Origin of the sequence: Chryseobacterium sp. HMWF035 (assembly GCF_003094695.1) — a bacterium.
In the GTDB taxonomy this organism is placed as follows: Bacteria; Bacteroidota; Bacteroidia; order Flavobacteriales; family Weeksellaceae; genus Chryseobacterium; species Chryseobacterium gambrini.
In genome coordinates this window covers 25293-42385 of record NZ_QEHP01000005.1, presented here as the reverse complement: position 1 = coordinate 42385, position 17093 = coordinate 25293, and the positions used below count along the sequence as shown (strand labels likewise).

General features: G+C 37.4%; 14 protein-coding genes. 12 read left to right on the top strand and 2 right to left on the bottom strand.

Annotation, left to right across the window (positions count from 1 at the left end; genetic code table 11):
• Positions 1-199 precede the first annotated feature (199 nt).
• Positions 200-589 (top strand): hypothetical protein, encoded by a 390-nt coding sequence (locus DD829_RS00695; protein WP_076391667.1) that lies wholly within the window; start codon positions 200-202, stop codon positions 587-589.
• Positions 590-645: 56 nt separating this feature from the next.
• Here DD829_RS00695 and DD829_RS00690 read toward each other — a convergent pair whose 3' ends face one another.
• Positions 646-987 (bottom strand): hypothetical protein, encoded by a 342-nt coding sequence (locus tag DD829_RS00690; protein WP_123906771.1) that lies wholly within the window; start codon positions 985-987, stop codon positions 646-648.
• 119 nt (positions 988-1106) lie between these two features.
• Between DD829_RS00690 and DD829_RS00685 the strand changes: the two genes are divergently transcribed.
• From DD829_RS00685 to DD829_RS00640, 10 genes are all read left to right on the top strand, one after another.
• Positions 1107-1373 carry a hypothetical protein gene (locus DD829_RS00685; RefSeq protein ID WP_108410800.1) on the top strand — a complete coding sequence of 89 codons (267 nt, stop codon included), beginning with the start codon at positions 1107-1109 and terminating at the stop codon, positions 1371-1373.
• Between the two features lie 130 nt (positions 1374-1503).
• Complete coding sequence (locus DD829_RS00680; RefSeq protein WP_108410799.1) at positions 1504-3018, top strand: GH3 auxin-responsive promoter family protein; 1515 nt, start codon at positions 1504-1506, stop codon at positions 3016-3018.
• Positions 3019-3087: 69 nt separating this feature from the next.
• Positions 3088-3450 (top strand): hypothetical protein, encoded by a 363-nt coding sequence (locus tag DD829_RS00675; RefSeq protein WP_076391659.1) that lies wholly within the window; start codon positions 3088-3090, stop codon positions 3448-3450.
• A 94-nt stretch (positions 3451-3544) separates the two neighbouring features.
• Positions 3545-4780, top strand: a complete 1236-nt coding sequence (locus DD829_RS00670; RefSeq protein WP_108410798.1) for an MFS transporter — start codon at positions 3545-3547, stop codon at positions 4778-4780.
• Positions 4781-4870: 90 nt separating this feature from the next.
• Entirely contained in the window at positions 4871-5515 is a 645-nt protein-coding gene (locus DD829_RS00665) for a hypothetical protein (protein ID WP_108410797.1), read from the top strand.
• A 27-nt stretch (positions 5516-5542) separates the two neighbouring features.
• The gene (locus DD829_RS00660) at positions 5543-7633 is read left to right on the top strand and encodes a T9SS type B sorting domain-containing protein (RefSeq protein ID WP_076391653.1); all 2091 of its coding nucleotides are present in this window, start codon (positions 5543-5545) and stop codon (positions 7631-7633) included.
• Positions 7634-7718: 85 nt separating this feature from the next.
• Entirely contained in the window at positions 7719-10064 is a 2346-nt protein-coding gene (locus DD829_RS00655; RefSeq protein WP_228408092.1) for a T9SS type B sorting domain-containing protein, read from the top strand.
• A gap of 163 nt (positions 10065-10227) precedes the next feature.
• On the top strand, positions 10228-11823 hold the full coding sequence (gene dnaB, locus DD829_RS00650) for a replicative DNA helicase (RefSeq protein ID WP_108410796.1): 1596 nt from the start codon (positions 10228-10230) through the stop codon (positions 11821-11823).
• A gap of 20 nt (positions 11824-11843) precedes the next feature.
• The gene (gene rnhA, locus DD829_RS00645; RefSeq protein WP_108410795.1) at positions 11844-12320 is read left to right on the top strand and encodes a ribonuclease HI; all 477 of its coding nucleotides are present in this window, start codon (positions 11844-11846) and stop codon (positions 12318-12320) included.
• A 161-nt stretch (positions 12321-12481) separates the two neighbouring features.
• Positions 12482-14734, top strand: a complete 2253-nt coding sequence (locus DD829_RS00640) for a T9SS type B sorting domain-containing protein (RefSeq protein ID WP_108410794.1) — start codon at positions 12482-12484, stop codon at positions 14732-14734.
• A gap of 129 nt (positions 14735-14863) precedes the next feature.
• On the opposite strand, the gene DD829_RS00635 is transcribed toward DD829_RS00640, so the two are convergent.
• Complete coding sequence (locus tag DD829_RS00635) at positions 14864-15514, bottom strand: response regulator transcription factor (protein WP_076391643.1); 651 nt, start codon at positions 15512-15514, stop codon at positions 14864-14866.
• A gap of 134 nt (positions 15515-15648) precedes the next feature.
• On the opposite strand from DD829_RS00635, the gene DD829_RS00630 reads away from it, so the two are divergent.
• Positions 15649-17025, top strand: a complete 1377-nt coding sequence (locus tag DD829_RS00630; protein ID WP_108410793.1) for a sensor histidine kinase — start codon at positions 15649-15651, stop codon at positions 17023-17025.
• Positions 17026-17093 lie beyond the last annotated feature (68 nt).

Here is a 17093-nt window from a genome sequence, read left to right as displayed (position 1 = left end):
TTTAAGCCTTACAAAGATAAGGATAAATATTTTTCTTTAAGATGCTGAATAAAGTTTTATAGGCACACATTTTCCTTAAAATTGCTATAACTCTTAATTTTTTGCTAATTTTTCAAATATAAAGTTAAAAAAATTTTATACCTACCACATGGCACTGCGTTTGAATGTGTCCTTCTACAACCACTAAAGAAATATTATTATGAAAAAAGCAATCAGAATTTTAGGAGCATTCCTATTACTATTCTTTGTAGTCACGGCAGTATCATGCAGCGATGATGATGATCCGGCTAACAACGACTTCTTCGCAGGAACCTATAAAGGCAGCGTCGGTTATAACGACAGCGACAACAACATCAGCTCCAATGACGGAAGTGTATTTGTAACAAAAATTGCAAGCGGTACAAAGTACAACTTTGCCTTCTCAAACGGAATTCCGGATCTTAACGGAGTAGAATTTAATAAACAGGGGGACAACACTCTGGTTATGGTAGGATCTACCGCAACATCGTACATCAGAATTGACAATAACGATCTGAAAATCTTATACATAAAAGATGGAAAAACCTGGACAGCCAACTGTACAAGATAAACCAACTTTTCATACATATGTTAGAACCTGCTTTTTCTTCGGAGAAAGCAGGTTTTTTATTTTAGTGGAAGTAAATTGGGATTATTGAAATCAAACTCAATATATTTATCTTTATTTTTGATGATAAGTTCTGTTGATTGTTCAGGCTTGATGATTGAATCTCCAACACTAATGTATTGATCCCAACTTTCAGAAATCATGATACTGTCTTTTTCATAAACAATGGAATGAATTCCGTGATTACTGTAATTAACAGACTTCCTTAAAACAACAGATTTTATCACTGTTTTTTCAATTTTTTCTTCATAGGTTTCATCTTTATACAGAGATTTATAAACGATCATTAGTCCGATAATGATAATCACGATCAGAGTATTTTGCGTGTTCCTGTTCATCATATCAAATGTACCATTTAATCTTTTTTTAAGCTGTAATAAACTTTAGTTAAGTTTAAAAAAATAGATTTTTCAGTTAGATTTTTCTCTACCTTTGATTCAACAAAACAAACAAATTCTCTATGAAAAAATTTTTAACCGCAATGTCTATCGTTTTAGGACTTGGACTTGCTTCCGCTCAACAGACGGCTCCGGCTGCTGCCACAAAAACTCAGACGGTAAAAACAGTAAAGCCTGCTAAAGCCGCTCCGGCTGCTACTGTAAAACCTTCAACAGCACCAACCGCAGCAAAAATGAAAAAAGACGGAACTCCGGACAAAAGATATAAGGAAAACAAAAAACTGAAAAAGGACGGTACTCCTGATAAAAGGTACAAAGAAAACAAGTAAACTCAACATTATTAGTTGTTATTTTCATAATCAAATTTCGAAGAACCGATGCACACTCATTCATCGGTTTTTTTGTGTCTTATTTTCTGAAAATGATCGCCAGTTGTTCAGTTATTTATAAATTTGAACCATGGTAAACTTCCTAAAGAAATATGCAGCTTTGATCTGGGCGAAAAACCACGTCCGGAAAGCAGAAGAGTTCAAAAAAAATGCGGAAAACGATCAGGAAAAGCTTCTTTTATCCTTAACGGAAACTGCGAAAAAAACGCTTTTCGGAAGAGAGCACGATTTTGAAAACATCAAAACGGTAAAGGATTTTCAGGAACGTGTAAAAGTTTCGGATTATGAGGATCTTAAACCTTACATCGAAAGGGTAAAAAAAGGACAGGCAAATATTCTCTGGACCGATACTCCCGAATATTTTGCCAAAACTTCAGGAACCACTTCAGGATCAAAATACATCCCGATTTCAAAAGAAGGAATGCCTTTTCAGGTAAAAGGAGCGCAAAGTGCATTGTTTCATTATATTGCTAAAAAAAACAATGCCGATTTTGTACAGGGAAAAATGATCTTTTTACAGGGAAGTCCTGAACTGGAAGAAGTGTACGGAATAAAAACAGGAAGACTATCCGGAATTGTAGCCCATCATATTCCTGATTATTTGCAGAAAAACAGACTTCCAAGCTGGGAAACCAACATCATAGAAGACTGGGAAACGAAGGTGGATAAAATCGTAGAGGAAACCGAAAAGGAAAATATGACGCTGATCTCCGGAATTCCACCCTGGCTGATTATGTATTTTGAAAAGCTGATTGAAAAACACGGCAAAAAAATAAAACAGATTTTCCCTAATCTTCAGCTGATTGTTACGGGTGGCGTTAATTACGAACCCTACCGCGACAAAATGGAAGAACTCTTAGGAGGAAAAGTGGATATTGTACAGACTTTTCCTGCTTCCGAAGGTTTTTTTGCGTTTCAGGATGACTATACGAAAGAAGGCTTATTGCTTTTAACCAATCATGGGATTTTCTATGAATTTATTCCTCTGGAAGAATACGGGCGCGTCGACTCCGATCAGCATAGCACAAAAAGACTGATCTTAAAGGAGGTTGAACTGAATAAAGATTATGCTTTAATTTTAACAACAAATTCAGGACTTTGGGCATATTCCATTGGAGATGTCGTGAGATTTATCGATAAAAATCCGCACAGAATTCTCGTGAGTGGAAGAACGAAACATTTTACCTCAGCTTTTGGAGAACACGTGATTGCCTTTGAAGTGGAGGAAGCCATGAAAGCCACGTTGGAAAAATATCCTGCACAGATTACAGAGTTTCATCTTGCACCACAGGTAAATCCCGATGAAGGACTTCCCTATCATGAGTGGTTTATTGAATTTGAAAAAGAACCGGAGAATTTAAATTTGTTCAAGAACGAACTTGATGATCAGCTCAGAAAGCGCAATACCTATTATGATGATTTAATTTCGGGAAATATTCTGCAGAAACTTCACCTCACAGCTCTGAAGAAAAATGCATTCCACGAATATGCAAAGTCTCAGGGAAAACTGGGCGGACAAAACAAAACGCCAAGACTTGCGAATGACAGAAAAATCGCCAATTTATTAGAAATTTATAAACTTTAAGCACATTTTTTTGATTCCGGAAACGTATATTCGAAAAAAATTATAAATTTGGAAAACTAAAAAATAATAATGAAAGCATCTGTACTTTTAAAATCATCTTTATTGACGTCGTTATTTGTAATTTCATCTTGTGCAACCACAAAATATAGTATGGATACTGCTAAAAATGATTATTCTAATCTGGAGGCAGGAAAAGTATATACTGTAATGATGAGAGATGGTTCCAAAAATCAAAAAATGTTATTCCGTAACGTGGAAGGAGATAATCTTATCGGAACGAAAGGAAAGAAAGACAGTACAGTAGTAACCATTCCTAAAGCCAATGTTGCTGCCGTAAGAGACAGCAGAAAAGCAGGAATTGCAACCGGAGCCACCATTATCGGAGCAGCGGGAGTTGCCGCTTTGGTGTTCAGTGCTTCAAGAGCAGACTAAAATAGATTTTATCTTTTAAGTCTCATTTAATTTTTCATTTAAAAAATGACGATAACAATAGCCTCAAGTTAATATTTGAGGCTATTTTTGTCGTATGATTTCATTTACCCCGCTACAGACATTGAAAAATGTCGAATTCAGAAACCTTCTTACCGGAAGATTTTTTATCGTTTTAGCTTTCAGAATGCTCGCTACTTTACTCGGATGGTGGGTGTATCAATTAACAAAAGATCCTTTTTCAATCGGTTTAATCGGACTTTCGGAAGTAATTCCTGCCGTAAGCTGCGCTTTGTACGCCGGTCATGTTATTGATATGAATGAAAAAAAACGGTTGCTTCTGATCTGTAATTACGTCTACATTTTTTTAATCAGCCTTTTGCTGATTCCTGCTTTCTTTAATGTTAAAATGCATTTTTCGGGACATGAGATCACTTACTTTATTTACGGTGTTATTTTTTTTACCGGTATTGCGAGAGCCTTCATCGGCCCCATTATTCCGGTGATGATTCCTAAAATTGTAAAAAAAGAAAATCTTCCAAATGCTGTTACCTTAAATCAGGCAACATTTCTGATCTCTTCCGTTTGCGGACATGCTGTCGGAGGTTTTCTGATCGGCTATTTTGGCGTAAAATGGACGCTGGTTGTCATCATTTCATTAATCTTTCTGGCTTCATTATTCTTTTTTCAGTTAAAAAAACAACATTCCGAATACAAAAAAGAGAATATTAACGTTATGGATAGTATGCGGGAAGGAATTTCGTATATTTTTAAGACGAAAGAAATTCTCGGAGCGCTGTGTCTGGATATGTTTGCCGTTCTTTTCGGAGGTGCGGTAGCGATGATTCCGGTGTATGCAACGGATATTCTGAAGGTAGGAGCGGAAGGATTCGGATTACTGAATGCCGCATCTGATATCGGGTCGATGTGCATCATCACCATTTTATCGGTGATTCCGTTAAGAAAAAATCAGGGTAAGATTTTGCTTGGCGTGGTTATAGGTTTCGGGCTTTGTATTATCGGTTTCGGGCTTTCGAATCTGTATTGGCTTTCATTCCTTTTCCTTGTGATGAGCGGAATGCTGGATGGGATTTCCGTTGTAATCAGAGGAACAATTGTTCAGCTGAAAACGCCGGACAACATCAGAGGAAGAGTATTGAGCGTAAACTCAATCTTCATTATGTCGAGCAATGAAATGGGACAGTTTGAGAGCGGATTATCTGCAAAATTACTGGGAGTTGTCCGTTCAGTAGTTTTCGGAGGAACCATGACGGTGCTGATTGCAGTGATTGTCGGGGCGACCAATCCAAAATTGAGAAAAATGCAATATTAGGGCAATATACACGTTTTTATTAAATAAATCTTAAAAACTTCAAATTAAAGTTAATAATTTTTTATATTTGTCTATAAAATATTTTCTATTATGGTAAAAAAACTATCTATTATCTTTTCTTTAGTGGTGGCTGCCTATGGCTTTGCACAAACCTCCGCTGAGAAAGGACTGGAGACTCAGATTGCAAAATTAGAGTCTGCTAAAAAATCTGAAGACTTTCAGCAGTCTAAGGATTATTTCATGAAATATGTAAATACCCTTTCCAGAGGTACTGAAACAAAAAAAGAAGACTGGAGAGCATATTATTACACTGCTTTATCATTGGTAAGAAGTGAAATCAACGCTCAGCGACAAGGAAATACACAAAATATTGATGAAACTTCCGGGTTAGCAGAAAAATATCTTTCAGGGGTATTTGTGAAAAATCCAAATAATGCGGAAGCCAATATTCTTTTGTCTCAAATTTATGTATTAAAAGCATCAAATAATTCAGCGGACAGTGCTGCTCATTTGGCTAAAGCAAACGAATATCTTGCTAAAGCAGAATCTGAAGACAAAAACAATCCGAGAATTGATGTGATAAAAGGCGAAATTGCATTTAATTCTAATAAAGAACTGGCAAAAACCTATTTCAATTCTGCTTTAAATAAATTTAAAACGTATAGTAAAAAATCCAATCTTGACCCAAATTGGGGGAAAGAAGATATTAACTACTATCTTTCTATTCTTAAATAATCATAATCAAGATAAAATTCTACTATTATGAAAAAAATCTACCTTATATTACTATTAATTTTTTCACAATTCTTTTTTGCACAGTCCGATTGCGCCTCTGCAATACGAGTATGTGGAAACTCAGATATTTCTTATTTTCCCACGGGCCCGGGAATCGTGGACGATCAGGTAAATGCCAACGGAAGCTGTCTGAGTGCAAACGAACATTACTCAGTTTGGTACGAGTTTACGGTGGCAACAGCCGGAACTTTAACTTTTACGATTTCTCCTCAGGCTCCTTATACCGCAGATTATGATTTTGCCGTATACGGACCTAATAAAACCTGTGGTACAAAAGGTGCTCCGATTCGTTGTAACTACGCAGGTGCGCAGGCTTTTCCAAACCAGACAGGATTACAGACAGGTCTTACAGGAAACTCTGGAGCGTGGAGCCCTGCACTGAATGTTCTTCCGGGAGAAACCTATTATCTTATTGTTGATAACTGGTCCGGAGCAAATGCTGCGATGGCTTTTTCATTAACCTGGGGAGGAACGGCTACATTAACTTCTCCGTTCAACGATCCTGCGATTCAGCCTAACCCGTTCAATCCTATCGGAATTCCGGGAGCTACTGCATCAGATCCTAGAATCATCGAAGTATGTGATATTACAGCACCTTACAATTTCCAAACTAACAGTGCCAATATTGTTAACGGTAACCCTAACTTCTATGTAAAATATTACAGAACATCTAATGATGCTTTAGCGGATACCAATGCGATTACTTCTCCAATTGTTGTAAATACAACCAGTACCTATTATTATACAATTCGTTATCAGGATCCAACGAATCCTAATAACCCGACAAATAAATGTTTCAACGTTAATGCATTCAAATTTAAAGATGTTACCTTTAAAGCAACAAATGCCAGTTTAACGGCGTGTAACAACAATAATAACGGGGTTGCCGTGTATAACCTTACCTCAACAACCTTATACACTCCTAACCCGAATTATACTTACGTTATAAAGTATTATCCAACGCTTGCAGATGCCAATAACGGAACCAATGAGATCTTGAATCCTGCAGCTTACACATCGTCTACAGGAGATGTATATGCAAAAATTACAACCAACTTAGGCTGTTCTGATATTGCAAAAATTACATTAAACTTCTTCCCTGTTGTTGTGGTAACAGATGCAACGTTAAGATCTTGTTATCTCGATACCAATCCGGCTTTAGCTTCTTTCGATCTTACTTTGGCTCCTGTAACGACTCAGGCAGGAACAAAAACATATTATCCGTCTCTTACGGATGCTATCAACGGAACGAATGCTATTCCAAATCCTAGTACTTATACTGCTCCGAACGGTGTTGCATATATTAAAGTAACCAACGGAAACGGATGTTATGCAGTAGCAAAAGTAACTTTAATTGTTCTTCCGCCAGTTTATTCAAGCGTACTTGAAGATAAGATTATCTGTATGGAAGATAAGACAACTTTAGATGCAGGACCTGGATTTACAGCGTACAAATGGAGTACAGGAGCTACTACACAGGCAATCAACAATGTAACCGTAGGAACTTACTGGGTTGAACTTAAAACAGGAAACTGCGTTACAAAACAGACTGTAAAAGTTTATCCTTCCGAACAGCCGGTAATTTCCAGCATCGATATTACAAACAATACAATAACTGTAAACGTAATCGGAGGAACTGCTCCTTACAAATATTCTTTAGACGGAATCAAATGGCAGGATTCAAACGTTTTCGAAAATGTTGCCAGAGGAGACAATACCGTTTATGTAAAAGATGGTTACGACTGTGATCCTCTTACGGTAACTGTAGTTGTTCCAAACCTAATCAACGTGATTACTCCAAACGGAGACGGTGTAAATGATGTGATCGACTACTCTGCTTTAGCAGGAAAACAAGGTCTTGTTCTAAGCATTTTCGACAGATACGGAGTAAAAGTTGGTCAGGCTGATAAATTCAACGGATACAAATGGGACGGAACTACCAATGGTAAAAAAGTACCTACCGGAACCTACTGGTATACCGTAGAATGGAAAGAAAATGACAAGAAAAACACACCATTCAAGTTCTCAGGATGGGTAATGGTTAAAAACAGAGAATAAACACCAGAAATTAAATAAAAAAACCGCTTGGGAAAAGCGGTTTTTTTCACATCATAAAGTCTAATATATTTTTAAAATCTTTCTAATGAAGAAATTATTACTGCTGACTATTTTATTCCTGTCGCAAATGGTTTTCTCGCAATCAGATTGTATTTCGGCAATTCCTGTTTGTGGAAATTCAGACATTTCTTATAATCCGAGCAGTTCAGGAACCGTTCAGGAAGCCACTTCAGGAAGCTGTCTTGCCGATGAGCATTATTCTGTATGGTATGTTTTTACCGCTGCCACAACAGGTACTATAGAATTCACCATTACCCCAAATACCGTTCCGGGTGTAACGCATTATGATTATGATTTTGCGGTTTACGGACCCAACATCAATTGCGCGACATGGGATTTTGGAAACGCGATTAAATGTAACTTTTCCGGAACCAGCGGTCCTACAGGATTAAGCTCAACAATCACGGGAAGCCAGTGGGAAACTCCACTGAACGTAATTGCGGGAGAAACTTATTATCTTCTTATTGATAATTATATTCCGAGTAATCCGTATGGATTTTCTTTAACGTGGGGAGGAACCGCATCTTTAACTTCTGCATTCAACAATCCTGCTTTAACGCCTAATCCGTTCATTACTCCGGGAACACCTGCTGCAAACCCTGCAGATCCGAACGAAATTTTAAAATGTGCTTTACCAACCATGTTTGATTTCAGCACATTGTCTACAGGAATTATCAATGGTAATCCAAACTTCACGGTAACTTATCATTTAACAAGTAATGATGCGATTACAGGAACGGCACCTATTACAACGCCGATCATGGTAAATGCTACCACAATCTATTATTACAGACTTAAATATGTAGATCCAAATAACCCGACCAACCCGATAAACGGATGTTTTCAGGTTGGAAAATTCAAATTCAGATCAGGAAATATTGTTGTAAATAATGCTACGATTACTTCTTGTAACTATGACAATACAGGAATCGGTTATTTCGATTTAAATTCCGCAAACGTATACGGACCGACCAATGTTGTGAAAAAATACTATCCGACTATGGCAGATCTTACGGCAGGAACCAACGAAATTACAACACCGTCTGCTTATGCGTCTCAGGCTCCAAAAACAGTTTTTGTAAAGATTACCACCAATGAAGGATGTACTGCAAATGCAGAAATAACTTTACAGTTCTTACCAGCACTTGCTGTAGTTCCGGCTACTGTAAAAGCTTGTAACAACAACAATGCAGGAACTGGTGTTTTTGATCTAACGGCTCCTGATGTTTATCCTACATCTACAAACGTTACAAAAAAATACTACCCTACTTTAGCAGATCTTAATGCAGGAACCAATGAAATTGCCAATCCTGCAGCCTACACTTCTGCAGCTCCGAAAACAGTATATGTAAGAGTGAGAAATCCTCAGGGATGTACAGGTTACAACCAGATTACTTTACAATTTAATCCGGTAGTAACGGTAAATGATGCTTCTATTGAAGAATGCTACATTGAATCTAATGTAACGACTGCTTCATTTAATTTAACTGTACCAAGTGTAACGACACAGACAGGACACACCAAGAGATATTACAAAACTCAGGCAGATGCTATTGCAGGAATTAATGAAATTTTAAATCCTACAACATATATTTCAACAACAGCCGTAGTTTATGTAAAAGTAATCAGCATAGAAAACTGTTATGCCATTGCAAAAATCAACCTGAAGGTTTTACCTCCGGTACAATCATCCGTTCTTAAAGATAAGATCATCTGTATTGAAGATAAAACAACGTTGGACGCAGGACCTGGTTTTGATGCTTATGAATGGAGCACGGGAGCAACGACTCAGTCTATCACAAATGTTTCTGCAGGAATCTACACGGTAAAATTGAAAACAGGAAAATGCTGGACATTACAGCAGGTGAAGGTTACCGCTTCAGTACAGCCTGTAATTACAAGTATAGACATCAACAATGATTCATTTACAATTAATGCAACAGGAGGAAAAGCGCCTTATAAATATTCTATCGACGGAGTAAACTGGCAGGATTCCAATGTTTTCACAGGTCTTCCGAGAGGTGAAAATAAAGCGTACGTAAAAGATGCTTATAACTGTAGCCCGATCAGCGTTCAGGTAACGGTTCCGAATCTTCTGAATGCCATTACGCCAAACGGAGATAACAAGAACGATTATATCGATTATTCTGCTTTAGCATATAAAAAAGATTTGGTTTTCACGGTTTTCGACCGATACGGGAACATGATTTATAAAGCAGACAAGATCAGAAATTACACATGGGACGGAACTTCCGGTGGTAAGAAAATCGTTACAGGAACTTACTGGTACACGATAACGTGGACAGAAAATGATAAGGATAATACACAAACGAAATACAGCGGTTGGGTATTGGTAAAAAACATCCAGTAATCATTTAATCTGATTTTCAAAACATTAAATCACCTCATTTTTGGGGTGATTTTTTTATTCTCTTTGCAAAGCCTTTCTGAATAACGGTTTCAAAAGTTATCCACATTTTTTTGTTAGTTACTCCGTTTCATTTGCTTTTCAAAAAAACTATCTTTGCACTATTATGGCGCAGAAAGAAACATTATCTTCTTTGACGAACGGAAATTTTGCAAAAGAACTCTCCATTGCAGACGGGAAAATGCCTCCCAATGCATTGGATTTTGAACGATTGGTGATTGGTACTTTTTTAATTGATAAAAAAGGGCTCGATCATTCCATCGATTTGCTTACCCCTGAAGTTTTCTACGATCCGAGACATCAGGTCATATTTTCTACCATTTTAAAATTATACGAAGGCAACCAGCCTGTCGATTTAATGACGATTATTCAGGAGCTTAAAAAAGAAGGAAAATTAAGCTCTGCCGGCGGAGACAGCTACATCATCGATCTTACGATGGGAGTAAGCTCTTCTGCCCATATTGAATACCACGTCCGCGTTATTCTTGAAAAATATATTCTTCGAAGCTTAATTAATGTTTCGGCAAACGTAATTGATGCTTCCTATAAAGAATCTACAGACGTTTTTGAACTTCTGGATAAAGCCGAGCAGTCTTTTTTCGAAATTACAAACGGAACCATTAAAAAAGGATTCGATACTGCCAATTCACTGGTAAAACAGGCAATCGACACCATTAAATCTCTAAAAGACAAAGAAGGACTTTCCGGAGTTCCTTCCGGATTCCGCGATGTGGATAAAGAAACCGGAGGATGGCAAAACTCCGATCTTATTATTATTGCAGCACGTCCTGCGATGGGGAAAACAGCATTTCTTCTTTCGATGGCAAGAAATATTGCGGTAGGACATAAAATTCCTATGGCTCTGTTCTCGCTTGAGATGGCATCGGTACAGCTTATCACAAGGATGATTGCTTCCGAAACAAGAATTTCATCAGAAAAACTCCGAAAAGGAACACTGGATGATGAAGAGTGGGAAAGACTCTTCTCTAATGTTTCTGAACTGGAAAACGCACCATTATATATTGATGAAACACCATCACTTTCCATTTTCGATTTCCGAGCCAAATGCCGAAGACTTGTCATGCAGCATGGCGTAAGGCTCATCATGGTCGATTACCTTCAGCTGATGACAGCCGGAAGCGGCGGAAAAGGAGGTGGAAACCGTGAACAGGAAATTTCCATGATTTCACGATCTTTAAAAGCCATTGCCAAAGAACTGAATGTTCCGGTAATTGCACTTTCGCAGCTTTCGCGAAGTGTGGAGACACGTCCGGGAAAAAGACCTCAGCTTTCCGATCTAAGGGAATCCGGAGCAATTGAGCAGGATGCGGATATTGTATCTTTTATTTTCAGACCGGAATATTATAAAATTACGGTTTGGGACAACGATGAAGAAGGACAGGAAACCTCAACAGAAAATCAGGCGGAGCTGATTATTGCAAAGCACAGAAATGGTGCAACTGCCGATGTGCGTTTATCTTTCTTAAAACATTTTGCAAAATTCGGGGATATTGAGGCTGCTTTTGACGGAGGAATGAGCGGAGGAGCTTATCCTTCAAACTTTGGAAAGCAGGAACCGAGCGGTTTTGATAAAATTAAAACAACCATTCAGCCGGGCGCAGCTTTTGATCTTCCGGACAGTTCAAAACTTTCAGGATCTTCAATGAATGATTTTGATGAAGATGACGATTTTCCTTTTTAAATTCAGGATAAGATTTAAAAATGAAAATTGAAATATACACCGACGGAGCGTGCAGCGGAAATCCCGGAAAAGGCGGATATGGAATTCTCATGCGCGTTCCTGAAAAAAATTACCAGAAAACATTTTCAAAAGGCTTCCGGAAAACCACCAACAACAGAATGGAACTTCTTGCTGTGGTTACTGCTCTGGAAAAACTGAAATCTCCCGATAACGAAATTCATATTTATACAGACAGTAAATATGTTGCGGATGCCATAAACCAAAACTGGTTAGCCGGATGGATCAAAAGAGGGTGGAAAAATGTAAAAAACCCTGATCTATGGCAGAAATTTGCGGTACTTTATAATCTACACAAGCCTAAAATGCACTGGATTAAAGGTCATGCAGGACACTTTGAAAACGAATTGTGCGACAAACTTGCCGTAACCGCTGCTGCATCAGCAAATTTAGAAGTTGATTCTTACTTCGAAAATCTCGAAAACAATACATTGTTTTAAACAGCAATTATGAGATTGCTGAGAAAATTTTTCAGCATTTCTTTCTTTTTCTTATCATTTATTACAAAATAAACACTAAATAAGGTAAATTTAATATTAAATACATATTATTTAATTAGGATTTAATATATTTACACGTCTAATTTTAAGCATGTTAATAAATGAATAAAAAACTACTCCTTTATTTATCCCTTTTCTTAGTTTGCTGTTTCGGAAAAATTTCCTCCCAAACCTATCAGCTTATCGGAAATCCCGTTAATACTACAGGTTGGAATATTGTTCCGTCTGCTACTGTAAATACAGATTTTATACAGCTCACCGCAGATCAGATCAGTCAGGTAGGTGGTATAAAATTAGACTCTCCCATCAATCTTAAGTACTGCGATAAATGGAGAGTGGAATTTGATTTCAGAATCGATGGAAACGGAACAACAACGTATGGACGCGGAGACGGTCTTGCTTTCTGGTATCTGGCGAATCCGCCGGCTTCCTATACTGCAGGTGGAGGATTAGGAATTCCGGCCAACTCTACCGGTCTGATGGTTGGATTTGACATTTTTAACAATACAACAGAAGGACAGATGAGCAAGGTTCATATTTTATATGGAACCAATAATACTGCGGGATCAAATATCGAATACAACAACACTCCCGGAAGTACATTCCACTCTCCGGATCTTAACCCTACACAACCTTTTGTAGGAGCAACTTTCAAACACGTTGAAGTAAACGGACAGGTAAATCCTGCAGCTCCTGCAAGCTGGATCATCACGCTTAAAATTGACGGTAATACAATTGTGAGTCAGTCATTTGCTCCTTCCGGTGCTGCGGCGACCATGACAACCGGTTATTTCGGATTTTCCGCTTCTACAGGGGGCGCAAGCGCAAGACATTCTATTAAAAATGTAAAAGTTTATATTGATAAAGTAGCACTGACCCAGACCTTGGTAACTGATACTTTCTGCCCGAATCCTACAACAGGACAAGGAACCGTGAATTTAACGTCTTATCAGGGACAGTTTGTAGCCAATCCTGCCAATTATACGTTCTCGTACAGTGTGGGCGGAACTCCGATTACGAATCCAACCAACTATCAGTTCAGCGCGAATACTTCGGTTTCTGTTTTAATTAAAGACAATTCCGGATTGCTTTGTGATAATCCGGACGGGAAAATTCAGTTAAATCTTTCTCCATTCACGGCAACACCGGCAACGCTTACGGAATGTAATAACAACAATACAGGAACGGCAACCTACAATCTTACGCTTGCCAATGTAAATGAACCGACAGGTTCTACAAAGAAGTATTACAAAAACATGGCAGATCTGAACGCAGGAACAAATGAAATTACGAATCCTACCGCTTATACTTCTGCAGCAGGAACCGTATATGTAAAAGTAACGACTCCGCTTGGCTGTCAGGGTTCTGCTGCAATTACTTTAGCATTTTATCCTCAGATTGCCACTACTGATGCTACTTTAGAGTCGTGCTTTATTGATAATGCACCGACTACAGGTTTATTTAACCTTACACAGGCAAACGTAACTTCTGCAACAGGCATTACCAAAAGATATTTTAAGACACAGGCAGATGCTTTAGCCGGAACAAATGAGATCCTGAATCCCGCAGCTTACGTAAGTACCTCATCGGTAGTGTATGTAAGAATTACGAATGTGACCAATTGCTGGACACTTGTAAAGATAACTCTGAAAGTTTTAGCGCCAATTTATTCTTCCGTATTAAAAGATAAAATCATCTGTATCGATGCGAAAACCACTTTGGATGCCGGTTCGGGCTTTGACAGTTACTTATGGAGCACAGGAGCAACCACTCAGTCTATTGCGAATGTAACGCCGGGAATCTACTGGGTACAGCTTAAATCAGGAAGATGTACAACACAGCAGACCGTAAGGGTAAATCCTTCGCAACAACCCGTAATTGCAACGATTGATATTAAGAACAACACGATAACTGTGAATGTGAAAGGTGGAAAAACACCGTATCAATACTCTTTAGACGGGATAAACTGGCAGGATTCTAATGTCTTCACAGGTCTTGCAAGAGGTGAAGTGGTCGTGTATGTAAAAGATGCTTACAACTGTACACCTATCCATGTTCAGATTACTGTTCCGAATCTTCTGAATGCCATTACTCCGAATGGAGACAACAAAAACGATTATATTGATTATTCCGCACTGGCGTATAAAAAGAATTTAGTGTTCACGGTGTATGACAGATACGGAAATAAAATGTACGAAGCGGACAAAATCCGAAACTATAAATGGGACGGAACAACCGGCGGTAAAAAAGTAATGACAGGAACTTATTGGTATACCATCACCTGGAATGAAAATGACAAAAACAATACTCAGACCTCTTACAATGGATGGGTACTCGTAAAAAATATAGAATAACACTTCTCTTAAAGATCATCCGTTTTCGGATGATCTTTTTTCTTGGAGCATTTTTAAAATTCTAATTATTGCGGCATGATGGTTTTTTGCCACTCTTGTGGTGAATTCTGAAATTTATTTAAAGAAGTTTTATGAATTTATTTGATAAAAACCATTTTTCACGGCAAAAATAATCAGATCACTGGTTCTGTTGACATTAAATTTCTTCATAATGTTTTTATAATAGCTTTTAACGGTATGCACGCTCAGATTCATTTTATAAGCAGCTTCCTTAATTGTATTTCCTGAACAGATAAGCTGTAAAACATCTTTTTCTCTGGGAGACAGATGATAGACAATTTGCTCATCAGAAATAAAATTATTGATGATGTTTGTCCGCAGTTTCGTTCCGATGTATTTATTTCCTCTCATACATTCATGAATAGCTTCTATAAGCTCTTCTATCGTAGACTCTTTTGAGAGATACGCATCTGCGCCATAACGCATTGCCATTTTAACGGTTTGAGGATCTGAAATGGTGGATAAAACAATAAGCTTATACTCTTTCTTATTTTTACTTTTAAAAAATTCCTGGTAAGCTTTGAGTAGCTCGACACCATTTGTTCCGGGCATTAATAAATCTGTGATGATAATTCCGGGCAGGTTTCCGGGATCAATTCCGTCAAAAAAAAGCTGAGCGCTGTTGAACGTAAAGATCTCGGAAGCAACGTTCTGAGAGAGCAGACAGCTCTTTATTGCCTCTGCAATCATTTTATGATCGTCTATTATTGCGGTAACCATCTTTGTGTATATATGTTACAAAACTATCATAAAAATATCAGAATTTAATACCCCCTATTGGAGGGAGTGTATTTTATTACGATTGAGGGAAATAAAATAGTCAATTAAGTAGTAATTTGCATAAAAAACAAGTGATGAATGATATTCTGTTGGACAGTGTCTTTCCTTATATTACAATGGGAGCTATTGTAATCGTCATTTTATTTTTCTCATTCTATCTTCATTATGTAGAAGAACCTGTATTCAGGAAATACCGTAATTATCTTTGCTTCTGTTTCCTGTATCTTGTGATGAAGGAAATGATCCTCGTTCCTAAATATACACAAATACCTTTGCCTCTTTATTTATTAAGCGAATGTTTCATTTGGGGCAGCTTTGTGTATTATGTAAGGTTTATTTACAGCACAGTGGATTTTAAAGACAAAAAATCTTTTTTTGAACACCTTGTAAAAATTTCTCAGATTATTTTGATGCTGGGTTTCGTAATGTACGTCATTACACACGTCTTCTTTAAAGAATATAAAGATTTGTTCAGCATTATTTACATTTTCATCTCGCTGTATATGTTGGGGGTTTCCGTTATTTTTATCCTTTTTTTATACAAAAGCAGATCTTTCCTGTATTACAAGTACTTATATCTCGGAAGTATATTTTTACTTCTTTTTAATATTATTGCTTCGTTTTTTGATGATCCTTCTAAAAATTTTTTCGGATTTACCAATCTTTCCATCATATCAATGGGCTGGTTTTCAGAATTAATCATGTTCTTACTGGCATTGGGAATCAAAGTGAAAAATGAATGGGAAGAAAAACTCAGCATTATGAAGCAGAATCTTGAGCATGAAAAGAAAATACTGCTTCAGGAAATCGACAACCAAAAACTGGTTTACCAAAGCCGACAATCTGAAAGGTTACGCATTTCAATTGACATCCATGATGGAATCAGCAATGCCATTACCGGACTGAAGTTTTACATCAGCGATAAAAGACTTCAGGCTAAAGAAAATTCTGAAAAAATTCTGCTTCAGGATATCGAGCAGGAACTTAACAGTATTTATATGCAGGTAAGAGACTACATTCAAAAATTATACGGAGGACAGGATGAAGAAAAGTACGATATTTTATTCTTCCTGTCCTGTTTACAAAAACAGTATCACAACTCTAATTTGAATCTCATAACCGATGTTGATGAATTGGCAATAACCAGAAATCTGAATATCGATCAACAAAATGAGCTTTATTTTATTCTGAATGAATGCATTGGGAATTCCATAAAACACTCTCAGTGCAATACCATAAAAGTTTCCATCTGCTTTGAAAATTCTATTTGCTGTTTTAAAATAAAAGATAACGGAAAAGGGTTCGATTATGCAGAGAAATTAAATGCAGATTCAGGTCATGGTCTTTCTAATATTATGCAAAGAATTAAAAAATTAAACGGAAATATAACTTTTGAAAACTCCTGCGGAACATTAATCTCAGGAAATTTCCCTTTCGCCAATCCCTCATGAATACCCCTTTTTGTGGGAGGAAAAAACACCCCGTTTTAGTGTGATGACAGTATTGATCCTGCTTATAC